The 20671-nt window shown below is 42.8% G+C and carries 21 protein-coding genes and 1 pseudogene; 19 read left to right on the top strand and 3 right to left on the bottom strand.

Translation table 11 applies throughout. The features are described from left to right. Positions 1–39: 39 nt before the first annotated feature. Entirely contained in the window at positions 40–2805 is a 2766-nt protein-coding gene (locus H6F41_RS05385; protein WP_190402458.1) for a cyclic nucleotide-binding domain-containing protein, read from the bottom strand. Between the two features lie 350 nt (positions 2806–3155). Between H6F41_RS05385 and H6F41_RS05380 the strand changes: the two genes are divergently transcribed. The 5 genes from H6F41_RS05380 (at position 3156) to H6F41_RS05360 (ending at position 10371) form a co-directional block, all read left to right on the top strand. Further along, positions 3156–4505 (top strand): CmpA/NrtA family ABC transporter substrate-binding protein, encoded by a 1350-nt coding sequence (locus H6F41_RS05380; protein WP_190402457.1) that lies wholly within the window; start codon positions 3156–3158, stop codon positions 4503–4505. 184 nt (positions 4506–4689) lie between these two features. Then, entirely contained in the window at positions 4690–6375 is a 1686-nt protein-coding gene (locus H6F41_RS05375) for an iron uptake porin (RefSeq protein WP_242022930.1), read from the top strand. A gap of 49 nt (positions 6376–6424) precedes the next feature. Beyond that, positions 6425–7267 (top strand): nitrate ABC transporter permease, encoded by an 843-nt coding sequence (gene ntrB / locus H6F41_RS05370; RefSeq protein ID WP_190402455.1) that lies wholly within the window; start codon positions 6425–6427, stop codon positions 7265–7267. A 120-nt stretch (positions 7268–7387) separates the two neighbouring features. Next, positions 7388–9385 carry an ABC transporter ATP-binding/substrate-binding protein gene (locus tag H6F41_RS05365; RefSeq protein ID WP_190402454.1) on the top strand — a complete coding sequence of 666 codons (1998 nt, stop codon included), beginning with the start codon at positions 7388–7390 and terminating at the stop codon, positions 9383–9385. A gap of 149 nt (positions 9386–9534) precedes the next feature. Beyond that, a complete protein-coding gene (locus H6F41_RS05360; protein ID WP_190402453.1) occupies positions 9535–10371 on the top strand; it encodes a nitrate ABC transporter ATP-binding protein in 837 nt (278 codons plus the stop codon). 41 nt (positions 10372–10412) lie between these two features. Here the strand turns inward: H6F41_RS05360 and menD are convergent, their stop codons facing one another. Both menD and H6F41_RS05350 read right to left on the bottom strand, forming a co-directional pair. Further along, on the bottom strand, positions 10413–12206 hold the full coding sequence (gene menD / locus H6F41_RS05355; RefSeq protein WP_190402452.1) for a 2-succinyl-5-enolpyruvyl-6-hydroxy-3-cyclohexene-1-carboxylic-acid synthase: 1794 nt from the start codon (positions 12204–12206) through the stop codon (positions 10413–10415). Next, positions 12203–12817, bottom strand: coding sequence for a nucleoside triphosphate pyrophosphatase (locus tag H6F41_RS05350; protein ID WP_190402451.1), 615 nt, complete (start codon positions 12815–12817; stop codon positions 12203–12205). Before H6F41_RS05350 ends, menD begins: the two co-directional genes overlap by 4 nt. A gap of 86 nt (positions 12818–12903) precedes the next feature. On the opposite strand from H6F41_RS05350, the gene H6F41_RS05345 reads away from it, so the two are divergent. From H6F41_RS05345 to H6F41_RS05280, 14 genes and pseudogenes are all read left to right on the top strand, one after another. Continuing rightward, complete coding sequence (locus H6F41_RS05345; protein WP_190402450.1) at positions 12904–13641, top strand: tRNA1(Val) (adenine(37)-N6)-methyltransferase; 738 nt, start codon at positions 12904–12906, stop codon at positions 13639–13641. 99 nt (positions 13642–13740) lie between these two features. After that, positions 13741–14262: a VOC family protein gene (locus H6F41_RS05340; RefSeq protein ID WP_190402449.1), complete on the top strand. Its 522-nt coding sequence runs from the start codon at positions 13741–13743 to the stop codon at positions 14260–14262. A gap of 66 nt (positions 14263–14328) precedes the next feature. After that, positions 14329–14478, top strand: a pseudogene (locus H6F41_RS05335) (element excision factor XisH family protein); the annotation flags it as partial. A 24-nt stretch (positions 14479–14502) separates the two neighbouring features. Then, complete coding sequence (locus H6F41_RS05330) at positions 14503–14826, top strand: XisI protein (protein WP_190402448.1); 324 nt, start codon at positions 14503–14505, stop codon at positions 14824–14826. 135 nt (positions 14827–14961) lie between these two features. Then, on the top strand, positions 14962–16722 hold the full coding sequence (locus tag H6F41_RS05325; RefSeq protein WP_190402447.1) for an N-6 DNA methylase: 1761 nt from the start codon (positions 14962–14964) through the stop codon (positions 16720–16722). 14 nt (positions 16723–16736) lie between these two features. Further along, positions 16737–17165: a DUF433 domain-containing protein gene (locus H6F41_RS19235; RefSeq protein WP_199288667.1), complete on the top strand. Its 429-nt coding sequence runs from the start codon at positions 16737–16739 to the stop codon at positions 17163–17165. Next, positions 17146–17421 (top strand): type II toxin-antitoxin system RelE family toxin, encoded by a 276-nt coding sequence (locus H6F41_RS05315; RefSeq protein WP_190402446.1) that lies wholly within the window; start codon positions 17146–17148, stop codon positions 17419–17421. The genes H6F41_RS19235 and H6F41_RS05315 overlap by 20 nt, the downstream gene beginning before the upstream one ends. Positions 17422–17431: 10 nt before the next feature. Beyond that, the gene (locus H6F41_RS05310; RefSeq protein ID WP_190402445.1) at positions 17432–17620 is read left to right on the top strand and encodes a type II toxin-antitoxin system HicB family antitoxin; all 189 of its coding nucleotides are present in this window, start codon (positions 17432–17434) and stop codon (positions 17618–17620) included. Further along, positions 17617–18957 carry a type ISP restriction/modification enzyme gene (locus H6F41_RS05305; RefSeq protein ID WP_190402444.1) on the top strand — a complete coding sequence of 447 codons (1341 nt, stop codon included), beginning with the start codon at positions 17617–17619 and terminating at the stop codon, positions 18955–18957. The genes H6F41_RS05310 and H6F41_RS05305 overlap by 4 nt, the downstream gene beginning before the upstream one ends. A gap of 16 nt (positions 18958–18973) precedes the next feature. Further along, positions 18974–19276 (top strand): nucleotidyltransferase family protein, encoded by a 303-nt coding sequence (locus H6F41_RS05300; RefSeq protein ID WP_190402443.1) that lies wholly within the window; start codon positions 18974–18976, stop codon positions 19274–19276. Continuing rightward, positions 19269–19640, top strand: coding sequence for a HepT-like ribonuclease domain-containing protein (locus tag H6F41_RS05295; RefSeq protein WP_190402442.1), 372 nt, complete (start codon positions 19269–19271; stop codon positions 19638–19640). The genes H6F41_RS05300 and H6F41_RS05295 overlap by 8 nt, the downstream gene beginning before the upstream one ends. Then, entirely contained in the window at positions 19637–19792 is a 156-nt protein-coding gene (locus H6F41_RS05290) for a hypothetical protein (RefSeq protein WP_190402441.1), read from the top strand. The genes H6F41_RS05295 and H6F41_RS05290 overlap by 4 nt, the downstream gene beginning before the upstream one ends. An 88-nt stretch (positions 19793–19880) precedes the next feature. Then, positions 19881–20219: a DUF433 domain-containing protein gene (locus H6F41_RS05285; RefSeq protein WP_190402440.1), complete on the top strand. Its 339-nt coding sequence runs from the start codon at positions 19881–19883 to the stop codon at positions 20217–20219. Then, positions 20212–20595, top strand: a complete 384-nt coding sequence (locus H6F41_RS05280) for a DUF5615 family PIN-like protein (RefSeq protein WP_190402439.1) — start codon at positions 20212–20214, stop codon at positions 20593–20595. Before H6F41_RS05285 ends, H6F41_RS05280 begins: the two co-directional genes overlap by 8 nt. Positions 20596–20671 lie beyond the last annotated feature (76 nt).

Below are 20671 nucleotides of genomic sequence, written 5' to 3'. Positions count from 1 at the left end.
TCTGGGACTTAATTGACTTGGTTTACTGATACAGCTTACTCACACAGTCCCTAACAGACCTTTAATTCGGAGACTTTCTAGCTCCAAAACTTTGATGGCAAGATTGCGATCGCGATCCATCAGATCATCAAAGGTATCGACAGGAATAGCTAATACTCTAGTCGGAGAAGCTTTTGCCGTGATTGTTCCCGTCTGGTTAGTATGCGTGAGAACTTCCAACTCATCCAGCACCTTACCAGGTAGAAGATTGGAAATAATTTCGGTTTGATCGGCGCGTTTTACTCTAATTTCCACAGACCCTTCAATCAATAACAACAGTTCCCGACAAGTATCACCAGCCTCACTAATATGTTCTTCCTCTTGATAGGACTTGACATAGGCGCGATTACCTAGCTCGATTAAAATTTCATTGTCGAGAGAATGGAAAAAGTCACTATTAAAGAGGTAGACAATACGCTCTAAGATCGGAAAACTTGCCAGAGTAACTGCGTGGTTATTTTTAGTAATAAAATTAATGGTTTCTTCTACTAACGGATGTTTGCTATTTACATCGACAGCTAGAGAATGACTGAGCGTGAAATCAAGTTTTTGCAAGAGATATAAACTAGCGGACTGGATCAGAGGATTTTGTTCTTGCAACAGCGTTGTTAAAGCATCAGCGACCTCAGAAATATCCAATGAGACAGAACAAGCAGTATCTTGACCAGAACTTTTCAGAATTGCAATTAGACTAGCATCTAGTCTCTGATACCATTCGCACTCACAATCGTCCAAAATGTCCTGTAAAACTGTAGGCGAGAGATTCCCTAAATTTCTTGCGATATCAACTGCTTCTTCGTTATTTAATGTCGCAATTGCCTCTAAAATCGCTAAAACCAACATCTGCTTCTTACGGCGAATTGCTTCTAAAAGTAGTGATACTATTGCTCTTTCATCAAGTAAAAAAGACTGATTCAGACTATGATACAACCGTAAAAGTCGCGTTAAACTTTCAAGATAGTAATAGGATTTTTGTTTTAGAGAAGCCTCCTGATCAAAATCCTGCATAATCTCGCGCTCTTCCGCAGGGGTAATGCTGTAAGTCTTAGCCACTTTCTGAGACGCTGTAGTCACATCTAAATTTTGCAAATACATCAATCTTTCCATCGCTTTGCGATATCCAGAAATCCGCACTAAATTTTCCAAATTACGTTGACGGCTAGGATCAAGGAGTTGCGGATCTTCTACGCCTAACTCATCTAAAAGGGTGCGGTGTTCTGCATCGGAAATGTCTAATTCTGTGCGTAACTGCCGTAGCACTTCTAAGCTACTAGATGAATTGGTGTAACCTTCCTCCAAGGCTTCACGCAATACGCCTTTATATGCCTCGTAACGTTTTTGTTTGGTAAATCCGGGCAAAACTTTGGCGAGGACATAAACTTCATGGGGATTTAGCTCTTCAATATCTTTGCCCGTAAAATATTGTTCTAGGGGGAAATTCATTTTGAGCAATTGTTTGCGAAATCTTCCCGCTAGCCCTTCCTTGGCATACAATTCAGGATCGCGTCTGATTGTGCGATAGAGCCACAAAGTGCTGAGTAAGACAATAACTACATCAATAGTTTCCTGAAAAAAGCTAGGTAATAAACGGATAAATGGGCGACCGCCAAAAATAAAGAATAGGTTAAAAGCAATAAAGGTACAAATGCTAAATAAATGATGTCGAATTAGGGTAAGTGGTGCTTTTTGCTTATAAAAATGTAAATAAGCGCGATAGATCCGTTCTGAAAGATGCCCAAAAATATAACCTAAGCCTGTAAATAGCCCCAAGGTAATCGGTACTGCCAAAATCTTGGGAATGGGAATAGCTTGATTGTACAAATATAATCCAGAAGATAAGAGATTTTGGATAGAATTTCCTTCCATTGCCCAAGCTCCTGAAAAATAATAGTCCCAACTACCTGCATAGAGATAGTAATAGAAGAAATAACCAACTACTAATCCCAAATAACCGTAATAAAGCATCTTTGATTCAGGTTTCTCTATGCCATCCCAGTATGATCGCTCGGAATCAATGTCAATACAGGGATTTTGGCAAGCAACACAGGCGCTTTGCTCTTTGCTATCGGTGATTGTCCGACACATTGACTGAGTAATTGTGCGATCACTCATGTGTGCCTTCGTCGCCAATAATGCTGATGGCTCGGCATATACCTTCTGTACAGGAGCCATCGGACAGAAGTAATTACACCAAGTCTTACCGCCATAGAGATAGCCGACGGTGATAGCTGCGGCGATCGTCATCAGTAGCCATAAACCCAAGGCGATCGCATTGCCATTAATAAACAAAATCCGACTACATAGACCAATGAATAACAGTCCGAACTGAAGATATAAATAGTTTTTACCTAGCCAAGAATCTTTTTTAACCTTCGGAATTTCATAACGAATTTTCCCAGTTTTACTATCGGTTCTCTTTATTTGCCTTTGCCATCCCAAAGCGCGAGGAATTTGTGATAAGAAGGATAAAGGACAAATGCGCCGCCATAGCTCATGCCCAAATACTAATAAGATAAAGATTGAACTAGGGACGATCATCCCCCAAAATATTGGTGCGCCAAGGGGATAGGGTTGCAGATCTAAACAAGTATTTTGCACAGCTATGCAATCTTCGGGCTTAATGCGAAAAGGACTCCAAGTTTGATTTGCAGTCGTAATTAGAGGAGAAATCGGATCATAAAAGAGCGAAGCAATGAGCAGTAACCAAGCACAGGTTAAGACCCATCGCACTTTTCGGATTTGTTGTTCAGATATTTGAGCAAGCATGATTTTTTGCTATTGGATAGTGAGATTAGTTTAGAAGTAATTTCAACAAGCAAGGGGCTTAAGCGCCTTGTTAGGGATTTATGAGTTTGCCTCGCAGATTGATTAGATTTATTTATCTAACCAATCTACAGCTATTATCGCTCAAAGCTAGATTTGACACATGCAAAAGATGATTTATAGCTACATAAGGATGATAACCATATAAATTTACCTATAGAAACTTTATCAAAAAAATGCATAGATTTTAACTTATCTTTATTATAAAAATAATAGACTTTACTCTATCTACTATTCACCCTAAGATAGCAACACAAAGAAACCAATTGTTATTACAAAAGCCTTTAGAAGCTATGTCTAGTCTCAAAAACAATATTTCACGACGACGTTTCCTTGCTACAGCAGGGGCAACAGCACTTAGTTCTGTACTTCTTAAAGGATGTTTGGGTAACCCACCTGAGGACACACCAACTATAAGTTCTACTAATGCTACTAAGATCAATCTTCCCCCAGAGCAAGTCCCTGAAATTACGAAGGTCAAGCTCGGTTACTTACCAATTGTTGAGGCTGCACCATTAATTATTGCTAAAGAAAAGGGCTTCTTTGCAAAGTATGGCATGACTGATGTTGATATCTCAAAGCAAGCTAACTGGGGTGCGGCTAGAGATAACGCTAAAATCGGTTCCTCCGCAGGTGGTATTGATGGCGGTCAATGGCAAATGCCCATGCCTTACTTAATGTCAGAAGGTATTATTACCGACAATCTCAAAGTTCCAATGTACGTATTGCTCCAATTAAATACTCACGGCAATGGCATTGCGATCGCAGGTAAGCTAAAAGATCAGGGGCTAGCTCTGAAATCTGACAAGATAAAGCCAGTCATTGACAAGATGAAATCAGAAGGGAAAAAGTTTAAAGCGGCTTACACATTCCCCAAAGCTAATCAAGAGTTCTGGATTCGTTACTGGTTAGCTGCCAATGGAGTCGATCCAGATGCTGACATTGATCTGCTAACTGTACCCGCCGCCCAAACCGTTGCCAACATGAAAACTGGCACAATGGATGCCTTCAGTACAGGTGACCCTTGGCCCTATCGCATCGTTAAAGAAAAAATTGGATTCGTCTCGGCTCTCACTGCCGAAATTTGGAAAGGACATCCTGAAGAATATTTGGCGATGCGTGCCGATTGGGTTGATAAAAACCCTAAGGCAACCAAGGCTGTGCTGAAGGCAATCATGGAAGCACAGCAATGGTGCGATAACTTTGACAACCGCAAAGAACTCATCCAGATTGTTTCGGGTCAAAACTATTTTGGTGTTGATCCTGAAATCCTTACTGACCCGATGATGGGTAAGTACGATATGGGTGATGGACGCATCATTGATGACAAGAGCATGGCTCCTCTCTATTGGAAAGACGCGAAGGGCAATGTGTCTTATCCCTATCAGAGTCACGATCTTTGGTTCATCACTGAGAGTGTGCGCTGGGGCTTCTTGCCAAAAGAGTCTTTAGCTACGGCTAAGGATTTGATTAAAAAGATCAATCGCGAAGATATCTGGCGCGAAGCTGCTAAGGAAGCAGGATTCACCGCCGACATTCCCCCTAGCACTTCTCGCGGCATTGAAGAATTCTTTGATGGTACAAAATTCGATCCTGAGAATCCACAGGCTTATCTGGATGGATTGAAGATTAAGAAGGCATAGTCCCAAGCATAGGATTTATGCAGAGTTTAGATGTGATGTGGTCAAAACTCATGTCAATCACATCTAAACCAAACCTAAAGACTTAAAGAATTCTAGATAGATAAGCAAGCGAATCAAAACTATTAAGAGAGAGCCGTTAATTTTGAAAATTCACACTAGTAAACTTGAATTACTTCTAATAAGTTTGTCTCTATCACTAGGAGTCATATTTATATCATCATCGGCAGAAGCCAATCCCGACAATTTAACTTCAAATACAACCTCTACTGTTTCACCAATCGCTAGCGAAATTCAACATAATGCGATCGCAACTGATCCCATTGCTCAAAATGTCACATCAGTTTCTCAACTATCAGATGTACGTCCTACGGATTGGGCTTTCACCGCTTTACAATCCCTAGTTGAGCGCTATGGTTGCATCGCAGGCTATCCCGATAGCACATTTCGCGGCAAACAAGTAGCCTCTCGCTACGAGTTTGCGGCTGGCTTAAATGCTTGTCTTGACAAAATCAATGAGATTGTTTCGGCGGGACTATCTGACAAGGTTAGTAAAGAAGACCTCGCAACCCTACAAAAACTCCAAGAGGAATTTGCCGCCGAACTCGCAACCCTGCGTGGACGAGTTGATGCCCTTGATGCGAAAACCGCCAAACTGGAAGCGCAACAGTTCTCCACGACAACTAAACTAAGTGGCGAAGCGATTTTCAGCGTGTCGGGCGCAACAGGAGCAAATCCTAACAACGGTGGTACAAACACTAACATTGCTTTTAATAACCGTGTACGCCTGAATTTATTGACCAGTTTTTCTGGTAAGGACTTATTGATTACGGGCTTGCAAGCCAGCAATATCAACAGTCTAGCTGCACCTTTAGGCTATGCGGATGACCCCATCAAAAGTTCTAGTAATGTCCGTCTAGGATTTGAGAATCAATTTATCAACTTCAATCCATCGAACTCCAATACAGCCGCCGCCAACTCGGTCAATCTTTACAAGCTGCTCTACATTTTCCCAGTTGCCGATAAGTTGACAATGTTTGCAGGTTCCAATGCGGAAGTTTCCGATGCTTTCCCTGCGATTAGCCCATTTGCTAGTGAAGGTCAAGGCTCTATCTCCCGTTTTGGTCAAGGCTTAAATGCGGCGACTCGTGTATCTGGAGGTACATCTGGTACTGGGCTAGCTGCTGCTGTTGGTTTAATCTGGAATCCCTCTGATCAGGTTGATTTGCGAGCTTTATACGGCAGTGTCAACTCTGCGATCGCAGCTAACAGCCCCACTACTTTGCTTGGTGCAGGCTTCTTTGGTGGTAGTACCATTGCGGCTGCTCAATTAACCCTCAAACCCACTTCCAATTTAGACATCGGACTTAACTATGCCAATAGCTATCACCAGATCAATATTTTGGGAACTGGTTTAGCTTCCGCAGACATTAATGCAATTAGTGGCGCAGAGACAGAACTAGACGACCCAATTAAACTGAATTCTATCGGCTCGACTTTAACATGGCGGATTACCCCTAAGATTGCTTTTAACCTGTCTGGCGCTTGGATTTTTGCCAATCTTACTAATAAGGATGCTTCCACCACTTTTACTAGTTGGATGAGTGGATTCCATTTTAGCGATGTCTTTCAGGAGGGCAATACAGCAGGTGTTCTCTTCGGTCAACCTCTAGCCCGTAGTGCTGCTGGTGGACTTGCCACTATTCCCAATACAGCCACAGCCAAGCCATATCAATTAGAAGGATATTTCAACTTCAAAGTATCTAGAAATATCAGTATTACCCCCGGCGTGTTCTTTGTATTTAATCCTGAAGGCATCAATAACGCCCCTACCGCAACTGTTGGGGTATTACGAACCACCTTCACATTCTAAAAAAAACAACAGCTAACAACCAATTAAATTTCATAGGAGTAAATAGTTTATGGCAGCAAGTATTGGTAATCGTAACGGTAGCTTAGGGAGATCGCTCAGCAAATTCTGGCAAAAAAATGCTCAAAACTGGGCACTGCCAATTATCGGACTTTTGGGATTTTTGCTCCTATGGCAAATCCTCTCTGGCACGGGCTTACTCAAGTTACCAAGTCCCATTAATATCATTTCTGAGAAAAACACTCGTACCCTGTTACTGTATCCCTTCTTCGATCGTGGTGGCACTGATAAAGGACTTTTCTGGCAGACTCTCGCTAGCTTCGAGCGTGTTGCTAAAGGTTACTCACTAGCCGCGATCGTCGGTATCGGTATGGGTATTTTAATCGGCACAACGCCAGTAATTGACAAAGCTCTCGATCCTCTCTTCCAGTTTTTACGAACAGTACCACCTCTTGCATGGGTTCCAATCGCACTTGCAGCATTGCGTCAAAATGAACCAGCAGCATTGTTTGTTATCTTCATCACTGCTGTATGGCCAATCTTGTTAAATACCACTGTGGGTGTGAAGCAAATCCCTCAGGACTATCGCAACGTTTCGCGGGTGCTGCAACTCTCTCGCCAAAAGTATTTCTTCAAGATTTTGATTCCTTCGGCACTGCCTTATATTTTCACTGGTTTACGCATTTCCATCGGTCTCGCATGGCTTGCCATTATCGCCGCCGAAATCATCATGTCAGGGATTGTCGGGATCGGTTTCTTCATCTGGAACTCTTACACCAATGACAAAGTGGGCGAAGTTATCTTGGCGCTAGTTTACATCGGTGCTGTTGGTTTGATTCTCGATCGCGCTGTGGCATGGCTGCAAAATGTGATCTTGCCTGAAGAACAGAAGTAATATCTCCCTTAGTCTCCCCTTGAAAGGGGGGAGATTGGAAGTCTTGTTCCCTCCCCTTTCAAGGGGAGGGTTAGGGAGGGGTTAAAAACAGTTTTATATGAAGAAAGGAGAAATTTTAAAATGCAGGACTTTGTTTTAGTTGACCAAATAGAAAGAACCTTCCCATTGGGCGGTGGCAAAGAATATATTGCCCTCAAGGGAATTGATCTCCAAATAAAAAAAGGTGAATTTATCTCCCTCATCGGTCACTCTGGTTGCGGCAAATCCACCTTGCTCAATATGATTGCAGGGCTAGACTTACCCACTGGCGGCGTAGTCATGCTCGAAGATGAGCGCGTCACTCGCCCCGGCCCCGATCGCATGGTGGTATTTCAAAACTATTCGCTATTGCCTTGGCTATCGGTACGCGAAAATGTGGCTCTTGCTGTTGATGAAGTGCTTTCCCATTTGCCGAAGGGTGAGCGTCATGATTTAGTGGAGCGCTATGTGAAGATGGTCGGGCTTGCCCATGCGATCGATAAGCCACCAACACAGCTATCGGGGGGAATGCGTCAAAGAGTAGCGATCGCCCGCGCATTAGCTGTCCGTCCTAAGCTATTGCTCCTTGATGAACCCTTTGGCGCTTTGGATGCCTTGACTCGCGGTAACTTGCAAGAAAAGTTGATGCAGATCTGTAATGAAGACCAGATCACTGCCGTGATGGTTACCCACGATGTTGATGAAGCGGTACTACTTAGCGATCGCATTGTGATGTTGACCAACGGCCCTGCCTCGAAAATTGGCGGCATTTTGGAAGTTGACATTCCTCGTCCTCGTCAACGCATGGAAGCGGTTAATCATCCTAGTTACTACAGTCTCCGTAGCGAAATCATCTATTTCTTGAACCAACAAAAGCGCGTCAAGAAACTAAATGCCCGTAAGGTTGCCACTGTTGCCCGCCACGGTCTAGAAAAAGTCAACTTAGAGATCGGCTTCGTTCCCTTAACTGCCTGTGCACCGATCGCTATCGCGAAGGAGAAAGGTTTCTTTGAGAAGCATGGACTTGATGAAGTTTCTCTCGTTCGTGAAACCAGTTGGCGTGGCATTGTCGATGGTATTGCAGGCGGCTATCTCGATGCAGCACAAATGCCTTCAGGTTTACCAATGTGGATGACCCTCGGTGGTGCGGGCACTTGTAAGCCCATCGTCACGGCGCTAACCATGACCCGTAACGGTAACGCCATTACTCTAGATAAGCATTTCTATGATCGCGGTATTCATACCCTCGCTGATTTTAAAGCGATGCTCCAAAATACTCGCGATCGCACGCACCGCATGGGCGTAGTCCATCCTTCATCGATGCACAATCTGCTATTGCGTTATTGGCTAGCGGCTGGCGGCATTGACCCTGATCTTGATGTGGAACTGAAAACTATTCCTCCCGCGCAAATGGTGGTTGACCTGAAAGCAGGCAGTATCGATGGTTTCTGTGTTGGTGAGCCTTGGAACTTCCGTGCCGCCATGGAAAATATCGGCTTCACCGTTGCTACGGATTTAGAAATCTGGAATGGTCACCCCGGAAAAGTTCTCGGCGTGCGCGAAGACTGGGCAAATGCCTATCCTAATACCCACATTGCACTGGTCAAGGCACTTTTAGAAGCCTGTATGTACTGCGCCGATTCTAACAATGCCGAAGAGATCCGCCAAATTCTCTCCCGTCGCGCCTACGTTAGCACCAATGTGAATTACATCCATTTAGGCAACCCCGATGATGTCACCTGTGCGATCGACACCCCGATGCGAGAACCTGCTCACCATCAGTTCTATGGCGCTGGTGTCAATCGTCCTAGCCGCTCTGAACATCTCTGGCACATTACCCAAATGGCGCGTTGGGGTGATGTTCCCTTCCCTCGCAACTGGGTGGAAGTATTAGAAAAAACCTGTCGTGTGGGCGTATTCAGTACGGCAGCGCGTGAACTCGGTCTGACTGATATCAGCTATAGCCGCAATGCGATTCAACTCTTTGACGATATTCCCTTTAATGCCGAAGATCCGATCGCCTATCTCAATCAGTTAGACATCAAGCGCAATATCACAATGGCAGAAATTGCAATGGAATCAATGCGAATGGTGGCTTAGCTTCCCTCACCCCCCAGCCCCCTCTCCCTTAATGGGAGAGGGGGAGCTAGAAAAATCCTATCTTGTTCTCCTCTCCCCTTTTGGGAGAGGGGAGAGGGGAGAGGGTCTTATTCCCTCCAAAAACTTTAGAAACTTGTTAACTAAGACCTATGACCCAAACCATCCTTAACAGAAACGCGATCGCAACAATTCCACCACAAGAATCTTTCCTTCGCATTGAGAATGTCTCTAAAATCTATCCCACACCAAATAACGGTGAATATGTTGTTCTCAAAGATGTGAATTTACATATTCAAGAAGGTGAATTTATTTGCCTGATCGGTCACTCTGGCTGCGGCAAATCCACACTTCTTAATATGGTTGGTGGATTTTCTAAGCCTTCCATTGGTGAAGTATCCGTAAATGGCAAATTAATCACTAAACCGGGGCCCGATCGCATGGTCGTATTTCAAGGCTATGCGCTGTTACCTTGGTTAACGGTTTATGAAAATGTGATGCTGGCAGTGGACTCGGTAAATCCTAACCTATCCAAAAGTGAAAAAAATGATATCGTTCGCCATCACCTCGCGATGGTAGGCTTAAGCGAAGCTGCCGAGAAAAAGCCAACCCAAATTTCAGGGGGGATGAAACAGCGTGTATCGATCGCTAGAGCCTTAGCAATTCGTCCCGAGGTATTAATTCTTGATGAACCATTTGGGGCATTGGATGCAATCACCAAAGAGGAATTGCAGGAGGAACTATTGCAAATTTGGACAGAGCATCGCTGTACGGTATTAATGATTACCCATGATATTGATGAGGCTTTATTCCTAGCCGATCGCTTAGTAATGATGACCAATGGCCCAGCCGCAAGTATTGGCGAAATCATGACTATTCCCTTTGCCCGTCCTCGCGATCGCGCCCAAATCATGGAAGATCCTTTATATTACGATCTTAGAAATACAGCTTTAGATTTTCTGTATAACCGTTTTGCCCACGACGAGTAATCATCAGCGATTGGTGACACTCCGCGCCACCAATCGCCTCTTTAACTAAAGTTGCGATCGCAATTTTCGATAATCTGATTCCAAATCGTGAAATGAAGCTCTTGATTACGTTGGCGATCGCTTCTAATTTCTAGGACTTGAGTACCTTTTTGATTGAGGGAATTTGTCAATGTTGTATGAAAATGTTGCCAATCTTGAATCAATGTATATTCGCAATCATAAGCCTTAACAATTGGCGCAAAATCTATACCGTGAGATGTGCCGAAGAATTCTTCAAAGGTATCTGTAAATTTAGCAATTGGCAATAAATTAAAAATGCCACCGCCATCGTTATTTAAAAGAATTACTGTGAGCGAAATATGATATTTTTTGGCGGCAAGTAAACCATTTAAATCATGATAGAAGGCTAAATCTCCGCAAATGAGAACCATGGGTCGATCGCAACCCCAAGCTGCACCAAGCGCACTGGATATAGTGCCATCGATACCATTTGCACCGCGATTCGCTAAAACTGTAACTGGGCGATCGCAGTGGAAGAATGTATCTAAATCACGAATTGGTGTACTGCTTGCCACATAGATATAACTATCTTCGGGGAGAATTTGCGCGAGTTCTCCATAGACTTTGCCATCGAATAATTCCTCAATTTTTTCAAGGGATTCTGTAATCGTATGTTCAGCAATACTTTCCGCTAGTTCAAAATCTAAACGCCATTGTTTATCTTGCCAGATAGATTGAGCATAGTTTTCTAGATAGTGCGCTAACTGTTGACAAAGGCTGACAGGATCAACATTTAAAGCTTGGGTAAGCCCGTGGGTAGGGTCGCTATTGGTGCTGCCAACGACAATTTGCTGACAACTGATATGTTTCTGAAGCCAGAGCAAATAGCTTTTGGAAGTGGGCATGGCTCCGAAGCGAATTACCAGTTCGGGAACATGGGTATTGCAGAAGTTTTGCGATCGCAAAAAACTATCGTAATGTCCAATTTCATTGTGACGATGCGCTCCTGTGGCTTCGATCAATAACGGATAACCCGTTGCCCTCGCCAAGTGCCGCACTGCCTCTAGAAATCCTATGGGCGCGTCGTACACACCCACAACTAGCACACCCTTGGGATGGCTAATGATTTGATTTGCCATCGCAGCGATGGTATCAGTATCAAAGGCTCGCATTCCTGCGATAATTTGGCTATAAGCCGCTCCTGATGGATTGCCACGCATCGCCTCAGGACTACTCAGGGCTAAATCCTCTGGCACATCGTGAGGGACAGGGAAGGGTGGCATCGGGTCAGCGAACGGAAAATTAAGATGCACGGCTCCTGCGGGGGGGTCACCTTTGCCCATCGCAATACTGACGGTACGACCGATCAGCGATCGCAAATAGCGTAAACGGAAGCCTATCATCTCTGGCGTTCCTACTTCAAAGAAATAGCGAACATGTTTTCCATAGATATTAATTTGATCAATGGTTTGTCCAGAACCACAATCGCGCATCTCTGGCGGACGGTCGGCGGTTAAGACAATTAGGGGTATTTGGCTGTAATAGGCTTCAATAATCGCAGGATAATAATTGGCGGCGGCAGTTCCCGATGTACATAACAAAGCTACGGGAGACTTCTGAACTTTGGCAACACCTAACGCAAAAAAGCTACTCGATCGCTCATCGATATGTACCAAAATCTGAAAATCGGGACTACGATCGCGCAGTTCCGCAAAAGCAATCACAAGGGGGGTAGACCTTGATCCGGGAGAAACACAAACCGTCCGCACACCAGAGCGATAGAGTTCTTCGGCAACAATGCTCGCCCAGATTGTATTTCGATTCGCCGTATTCATCTAATTACAGTTCCATTGGCCGTAAAGTGGATGCTGTAACCAAGTTCACTCAGCATTTGGCGCAAAATCGGCAAACTCAATCCCAATACATTTGTATGGCAGCCTTCGATTTTATCGATTAACAATCCCCCTAGTTTCTCTAACGTGAAACATCCTGCACAGCAGAGCGGTTCGCCTGAGTCCACATAGCTATCAATTTCGGCATCAGTTACTTCTGAAAAATGCACTTTGGTCACGCCATGACGCATGACCGAGCGCTGATTTTTTGCATCAATCAAGCAATGCCCAGTATAGAGTTCGCAATAATTGCCACGCATCTTTTGCCATGTTGCGATCGCAATTTCCTTGGAATCTGGTTTGCCATAGATCATGCCATTGAGATACATCACCGAGTCGCAACCGATAATTAGCGCATCCTGTCCTGCAAATTCGGGTGCAACGGCTTTGGCTTTACACTGCGCCAAGGTCAAGACCAATGAGGTGGGATCGCTGACCTGAATCGCATCTTCATCAAAGTGACTAACTTTGATGATCGGTGTGATTCCTGCATTTTCTAAAATATTTTTGCGGGTAGGCGAAGCAGAAGCAAGCACAAAAACGGGATTGGACATGGCAACATAACAGGGTAGATATTAGAGAAGTCAGCGCTTTGCGCTGACTTCTCTAATATCTACATTAGCTTATTGTGACCGATATTATGAATGCCTCTTTTCGCTTTAAACAATTTACGATCCAGCAAGACAAATGTGCGATGAAAGTGGGGACAGATGGCATTTTGTTGGGAGCATGGGCAGATCTGTCGGACAAGTCGCACATTCTGGATATTGGCACTGGTACTGGTTTACTTGCAATCATGTTGGCACAGCGATCGCAATTTTCCCTGTCTCAGCCCTTAATTGATGCCGTGGAAATTGATGGGTCTGCCTATGCACAAGCAAAAGAGAATATCCAAAATTCACCTTGGCGCGATCGCCTTAATATCTATCACTCTCGGATTCAAGACTTTGCGAATCAGAACCTTACGAATAAGTATGCTCACCATTACGACCTGATTATTGCCAATCCCCCTTTTTTTGAAAACGCCTATAAAGCATCCCAGCCCTCACGCACCTTGGCGCGGCATAGTGATAGCCTGACTCAACAGGATTTGCTGGAAATTGCCCAACAACTACTCAATCCCACTGGGCATTTAGCCGTTATTTATCCCACCGACTTAGCCCATAATTTTCTGGAAAGGGCTAGGGATTTCCATTTGTTTTGCGATCGCAAAGTTTATATCAAGCCAACCCCCACCAGTGCCGTGAAACGGATATTGATGTCACTAAGCCCAACCCCCTCTCCCACCCAAGAATCTACGATGACTATAGAAATGCATAAACATGTTTATACGCAAGATTACGTCGGCTTAGTCAAGGAGTTTTATCTAAATTTGTAAGCAGTTTGCCTTGCAGGTTCACGAAAACAACTTAAATTCCTGATACTTGAGCTAAACTAAAAAACTAAGTCTCTTAAAAAATATGTAGTTGCTTTTACGATGGAGTCACTGTTTTCTACTCAAGGCATCATGGTTATGCTGCTTGGTGCGTATGCCGTTGCCATGTGGATGTTTCTCACCAGCGCCCCAAAAGTACATACGATCATGGTCTCTGATCTTGATCAGGCAAGATATTTTTATGAGGGTGAGTTAAAACTGCCAATCGCCGATGTGCCACTACATTACTACTATGGCTATGAATATGGCATGGGCGCACCCGCAGACCCAATCTATATTCCTGCGGAGGCAAGACGATCCCGCTCATCGCAATATTCAGCGGATATGGAAGGTGCGTGGTATCAGCTCAAGAAAAATGTCCAACTACATATCGTCCCCGGAGCCAGTATCACCGACCCTAAACGCGGCAGACATATTTGCTTCAATCGCGACTGTGTAGAGCAGGTGCTGTTACAGATTCAAATTAAAGGTATTAAACACAAGGTACGCAGCGAAAAGCCCCTTAATTTTTTAGTCAAAGATCCCGACGGACAAGTAATTGAAATCGCTGAAGTCATCAGCTAAATATGGATATGGAAACAAAACAATTATCATAATAGGCAAGAAATTAACAAACGAGGAGTAAATAATTTGCCAGTTAGAGACTCCATTCATGAGGCTGTAAAAGAAGCAGTTATTAAAGATGGATGGGAAGTGACTGACGATCCCTATGTTATTTCCTATGTCGATCGCTTTTTGTTTGTCGATCTTGCGGCAAGTGGCTTTATCGGTGTTTGTAAATCTAAGCACTAAGGAGATAACTCAATGGATACCGTCAAATCCTATCAAGCAGTAATCAAGCAGGTAATTAGTGAGTATGCTAAGTTGCGTCCTTCTCATGGCAATATTCACTTGGAACCGATATTTGATGATGTGAATAGTCGCTATGCGCTGATGCAGTTTGGTTGGGATCGGGAGAGACGGGTGCGGGGTAATTTGATTTATGTGAGTATTAAGGATGGGAAGGTTCTAATTGAGTATGATGGAATTGAGGGAGGGATCACTCAAGATTTGATTCAAAGGGGAATTCCTCAGAATGATATTGATCTTGCATTTCTGCCTAAGTTTGAGGCTGTTGGAGTGAAGTGATGCAATACGGAATCGCTAGGCGTTGGTATAATGCTTCTGGTATTTGTAAAACAACTATTTCAGCCCTGTTTTTCTCGATCTTTCTAAATTCATTTATAGTAATGTTATTGCCAAAAAATTTCATGCACTCTTAATATGCCTAGTCTCAGCCTTAAGCCATCGCACAAGCCAATCAAGAATTACTATGAAGCTTTGGATCGCTATGGCAAGTTGGGCATAGTGCATGAGGGCGCAGTGTTGTCGGCTTTTCAGCAGTTGCTAGAGTCCTGTGGGCGGCAGTTTGAGTGGACTTTAGAGCAGCAATTTGCAATTAAGCGATCGCAAAAACAACCAATTCGCATTGATGGGGCATTAGTAGATATTTATCATTTGCCGCGTGCTTATTGGGAAGCAAAGGATAGCAAGGACGATCTGAAGAAGGAAGTTCAGAAAAAGTTTGCGGTGGGCTATCCCAAAGACAATATTATTTTTCAGCAGCCCGATCGCGCCATTCTTTATCAGGATGGCAAGTTGGTAATGGATGTGGACATTACCAAAGAGCAGGAATTGGTGGACGTGGTGCGCCAGTTTTTTGAATATCGTGCGCCTGCGATCGCACAATGGGAGAAGGCGGCTGAGGAATTTGGCGATCGCGTGAAGGATCATGCTACGGCTTTACTGGAGCTAATTCGCACACAGGAAAAGACGAACAAAAAGTTTATCGATGCGTTTGCAGCGTTTATGCAGCTTTGCCGTCAGTCGATTAATCCCAATCTGGCGGAGTCAGCGGTTGAGGAGATGTTGATTCAGCATTTGCTAACGGAACGGATTTTTCGGAGTGTGTTCAATAATCCTGATTTTGCTCAGAGAAATATTATTGCGGTTGAGATTGAGAAGGTGATCAATGCTTTGACCTCTAAGCATTTCAGCCGCGCTCATTTTTTGAGTAGTTTGGATCGGTTTTATGGGGCGATCGAAGAAACAGCAGCAACAATTGATGATTTTTCGCAAAAGCAGGACTTTTTGAATACGGTCTATGAGAAGTTCTTTCAGGGCTTTTCGACAAAGGTGGCGGATACGCATGGGATTGTGTATACACCACAGCCGATTGTGAATTTCATGGTGAAGAGTGTGGAGGAGATTTTGCAACGGGAGTTTGGTAAGTCTCTGGTGGATAAGGGTGTGCATATTCTCGATCCGTTTGTGGGTACGGGGAATTTCATCATGCGGGTGATGCGCGAGATTGCGGAAATCCAGAAGTCGGCTTTGCCTCACAAGTATGAGCATGAGTTGCATTGCAATGAGGTGATGTTGCTGCCTTATTACATTGCATCGATGAATATTGAGCATGAGTATTTTGAGCAAACTGGGAAGTATGAGGCGTTTGAGGGGATTTGTTTAGTAGATACGTTTGAGGATCAGCGTATTGAGCAGTTGGGTTTGTTTACACCTGAGAATATGAAACGGGTGGAAAGACAAAGGGAGTCAGATTTGTTTGTGGTGATTGGGAATCCTCCGTATAATGTGGGTCAGTTGAATGAGAATGATAACAATAAGAATCGTAAGTACACGACTAAAAACAAGACGGGGATTGATGATCGCGTAGCGGCTACCTATGCCAAAGCTTCAAAAGCGACTTTAAAAAACTCTCTTTCTGATCCCTACGTAAAAGCAATTCGGTGGGCATCGGATAGAATTGGTGATGAAGGAGTGGTTGCGTTTGTGACTAACAACAGTTTTATTGATGGGATTGCGTTTGATGGGATGCGCCAATATTTAGAACAGGAGTTTGATCAAATCTATGTATTTGATTTAGGCGGAAATATTCGCAAGAATCCTAAATTATCGGGAACAACTCATAATGTTTTTGGTATTCAAGTTGGGGTAAGTGTTAATATTTTTGTAAGAAAGCGTTAGAGGTTAAATCAACTATGCAATTTGCGAGAATTACAACTAATCCTCAAAAGATGGGTGGTGTCCCCTGTATTCGCTCTTTGAGAATACCTGTTACAACTGTCTTTGATATGTTTGCGGATGGAATGCGAGATCAAGAAATCTTACAGGCATTGCCTGATTTAGAAGCAGCGGACATACAAGAGGTTCTACAGTATGCGGCTACGACATTAAGAGTAAATCTAGAGACTCAAGGACTCAAAGAAGTTGTTCAACAGACTGTCCAAGAGACGATGAATGAGGTTTTGAGAAAAGAGAAATTTGCTTTTATATTCTCTCAGACCCCTTGTGTCAGTGATGAGGAACAGGCGGATATTGAGGAGCATTTTGGTTCGCCATCTGATTATGATAGAGCCGAATTTGTAGATATGACAGATTGGGTGAGAAATGAAACTAGTTTTAAGTAAAAGTGCGATTAAGTTTCTTGAAAAGATTCCGCCCAAAGATAGCGAAAAGATCAAGACTAAAATCCTCTATTTACTTGATTTAGCAGAAAAGCCAGATTCAATTATTTCTAAAGAACTTGATGTCAAGCCATTAAAAGGTTCTTGGGATGGCTTCTCAAGGCTAAGGGTTGGGAAAATTAGAGTGATATATGCAATTGATTTTGAACAAAATGAATTACTCATTTATGCGATAGATTTTAGGGGAGATATTTATTAAGGAAAACAATATGACACAACATATTTCCAATCATTTCACTATTGAAACAGAACAAGAAGAAGATGGTCGCTGGATTGCTGAAATCCTCGAAATTGCTGGCATTTTAGTTTATGGGAATAGTCAACAACAGGCGATCGCAAATGTGCAAGCTTTAGCTTTACGAGTTATTGCTGACCAATCAAATCAAGAAAATCTATGAGAAAGGCTAAGATTTATTATGCGCGGATGGATGAGTTTTGGCGCAAGGAACAGAAGTTAAGTTGTTTGGAGAAGTTTGAGAATCTTCAAGATGTTGATTGGCAAGAAATTAAACCAGATAAAAAATATGTTTGGCTAACAGAAGGATTTGAGGATGATTTTGATAGCTTTATTGCCTTGGGAAGCAAAGAATCTAAAGCGTCAAAGGTAGATGTAACCGATTGTATTTTTAAGATTTTTAGCAACGGGGTAAAAACTAATCGTGATGCTTGGGTATATAGTTTTACTTCTAATGATTTATCAGCAAACATTAAAACAACAGTTGAGGCATACAACATCCAAGTCAGTCGATGGAATCAACAAGAATCAAAATCATTAAACATTGATGATTTTATAATTTATGATGACACAAAAATCAGTTGGAGCAGTACTCTCAAAACATGGTTAAAAAGAGGTGATCTGCATAAATTTAATTCTGATCAAATTAGAAGTGCTTTGTCTCGTCCATTCTGCAAGCAATTCATGTATTTTGATGAAGTTATAAATGATCGTCGTGGGCTGTTCCCATTAATTTATCCTAATCATCAATCAGAAGTAGAGAATTTAATTATTTCTGTGCCGGGAGCAGGCGGAAGAACTAAATTTTGGAGTTTTATCTCTAATTTGATTACAAATTTATCTTTAACGTCAATAGATCAAACTCAATGCTTTCCTTTCTACACTTATGATGAAGATGGAAATAACCGCCGCGAAAACATTACTGATTGGGCATTAGAACAATTCCAAACCCATTATCAAGATCCCAAAATTACCAAATGGGACATCTTCCATTACACCTACGCCCTACTCCATCATCCCCACTATCGTCAACGCTACGCCGCCAACCTCAAACGCGAACTACCGCGCATCCCCTTCGCACCAGAGTTTCATCCCTTTGCGATCGCAGGAAAACGCCTCACCGAAATCCATATCAACTACGAACAACAACCCGAATATCGCCTCAAACATATCGAAAACAAAGATCTCCCAATTGATTGGCGAGTCGAAAAAATGCGCCTCAGCAAAGACAAAACCCAAATCAAATATAACGACTTCCTAACCCTCACAGGTATTCCCCCAGAAACCTTTGAATACAAACTAGGCAACCGTTCCGCCCTAGACTGGATCATCGATCAATACCAAGTCAGCACCGACAAACGAAGCGGCATCACCAACGATCCTAATCGCCTTGATGACGAAGAATACATCGTGAGACTGGTTAAGCAAGTAATCACCGTCAGCTTAGAAACCGTTAAAATTGTGAAAGGTCTACCAGATTTAGGATTACCAAAAGATTAGGGAGAAATGTAAACCAATGATTACAAATTCACTAGATAGAGAGTATATATTAAATGAGTTGCGCGGTTTGAAGTTAAAACTACGCGATCGCTATAAAGTCACTAAGATCGGTATCTTTGGTTCAGTAGCAAGAAATGAAGCCACTGAAGAAAGCGATATTGATATTGTTGTAGAAATGGAACCAAATATGTTAAAGCGAGTTGGGCTTAAACAGGAGTTAGAGAGATTATTTGACAAAGAAGTTGATGTTATTCGCTATCGCAAGAGCATGAATCCTTATCTAAAATCAGAAATCGATAGGGAGGCTATTTATGCGTGAACAAGTAGATCTTTTGAAACTATTTTTAGAAATTGATGAGGCAATCAGAAGGATTGAGAGGCGTTTTAATGGAATTAAAGAGCCAGACGATTTTATTCGTGATGATGATGGACTAGACCGCTTAGATGGCATCAATATGATGTTGATTGCTATTAGTGAAAATATTTGCAGAATTGACAAAATTATTGGCAAGGGTACACTTAATAAATATCCTGATGTTAATTGGGGAGAGGTTAAAGGAATTAGAAATATTTTGGCTCATGCTTATTTTGATGCCGATCATGAGGAAGTTTATACGATATGTGCTTTTGAACTAGAGTGTCTCAAGCAAACATTAGCAAAGATTAGGAGTGATATTTGTTGAATAAGCGAGTCGAAAAAATGCGCCCCAGCAAAGACAAAACCCAAATCAAATATATCTATATCGTGAGATTGATTAAGCAAGTCATTATTCTGAGCTTAGAAACCGTTAAAATCCTGAAAGGCTTGCCAGATATGGGACTGTCAGAGAATTAGGCATGACGAATATGCGCCATCCACAGACCTATGAAATCATGAACGAATTGCGCGATTCATATCAATTTCAGAGCATAGATACAAAACTATGAATACAAAACTAGTAGAATCCTTAGCCCAAGTTATCGAATCCCTTGCACCAGAAGAATATGCCCTATTGCAAGAAAAACTAAAATCCCGCGCAATCCAGAAAACCATCGGCGTATGTGGAGGTCATGCAAGAATTCGCAATACCCGCATTCCAGTTTGGACAATCATCTCACTGCAACAGCAAGGAGCCAATACCCCAGAGCTTTTACGCAACTTCCCATCATTAACCACAGACGATTTGAGTAACGCCCGATTCTATTACACTGCACATCAAGAAGAAATCGATCACGCGATCGCCTCTCACCAATACGAACAAGAGGAAGCGATCATTGGCTAGATTGTATTCCAACGAAAACTTTGCGATCGACATTGTGCAAATCCTGCGCGATTACGAGCATGATGTACTTACCTCCTACGAAGCAGGACAAGCAAATCAAGGAATTCCCGACCCTGAAGTTCTAAAATTTGCCACAAATCAAAATCGAATTCTAATAACTTTTAATCGTGATGATTTTATCGATTTACATCGTAGTGGCATGAATCATAGCGGCATCATTATTTGTAAAGATGATCGTGACTATCAGGGACAAGCCAACTTTATCAATGACTTTTTGCAATCTCAGACAACAGAACTTAGCGATCGTCTAATCCGTATCCAAAAGCAAAATCAACCCAAATTCAGTACACCAGTATTTATCGTTCGAGAATACTAAGAGATATTTTGCGATCGCGCTTGATGAAGACAAAAGGTGATCGGCTAACTTGTCCAATCTTCCACTTGCAAGTTGG

Source organism: Pseudanabaena mucicola FACHB-723, from assembly GCF_014696385.1.
Lineage (GTDB): Bacteria > Cyanobacteriota > Cyanobacteriia > Pseudanabaenales > Pseudanabaenaceae > Pseudanabaena.
The sequence above is the reverse complement of the archived record's forward strand: the minus strand, read 5'-3'. Positions and strand labels throughout refer to the sequence as shown.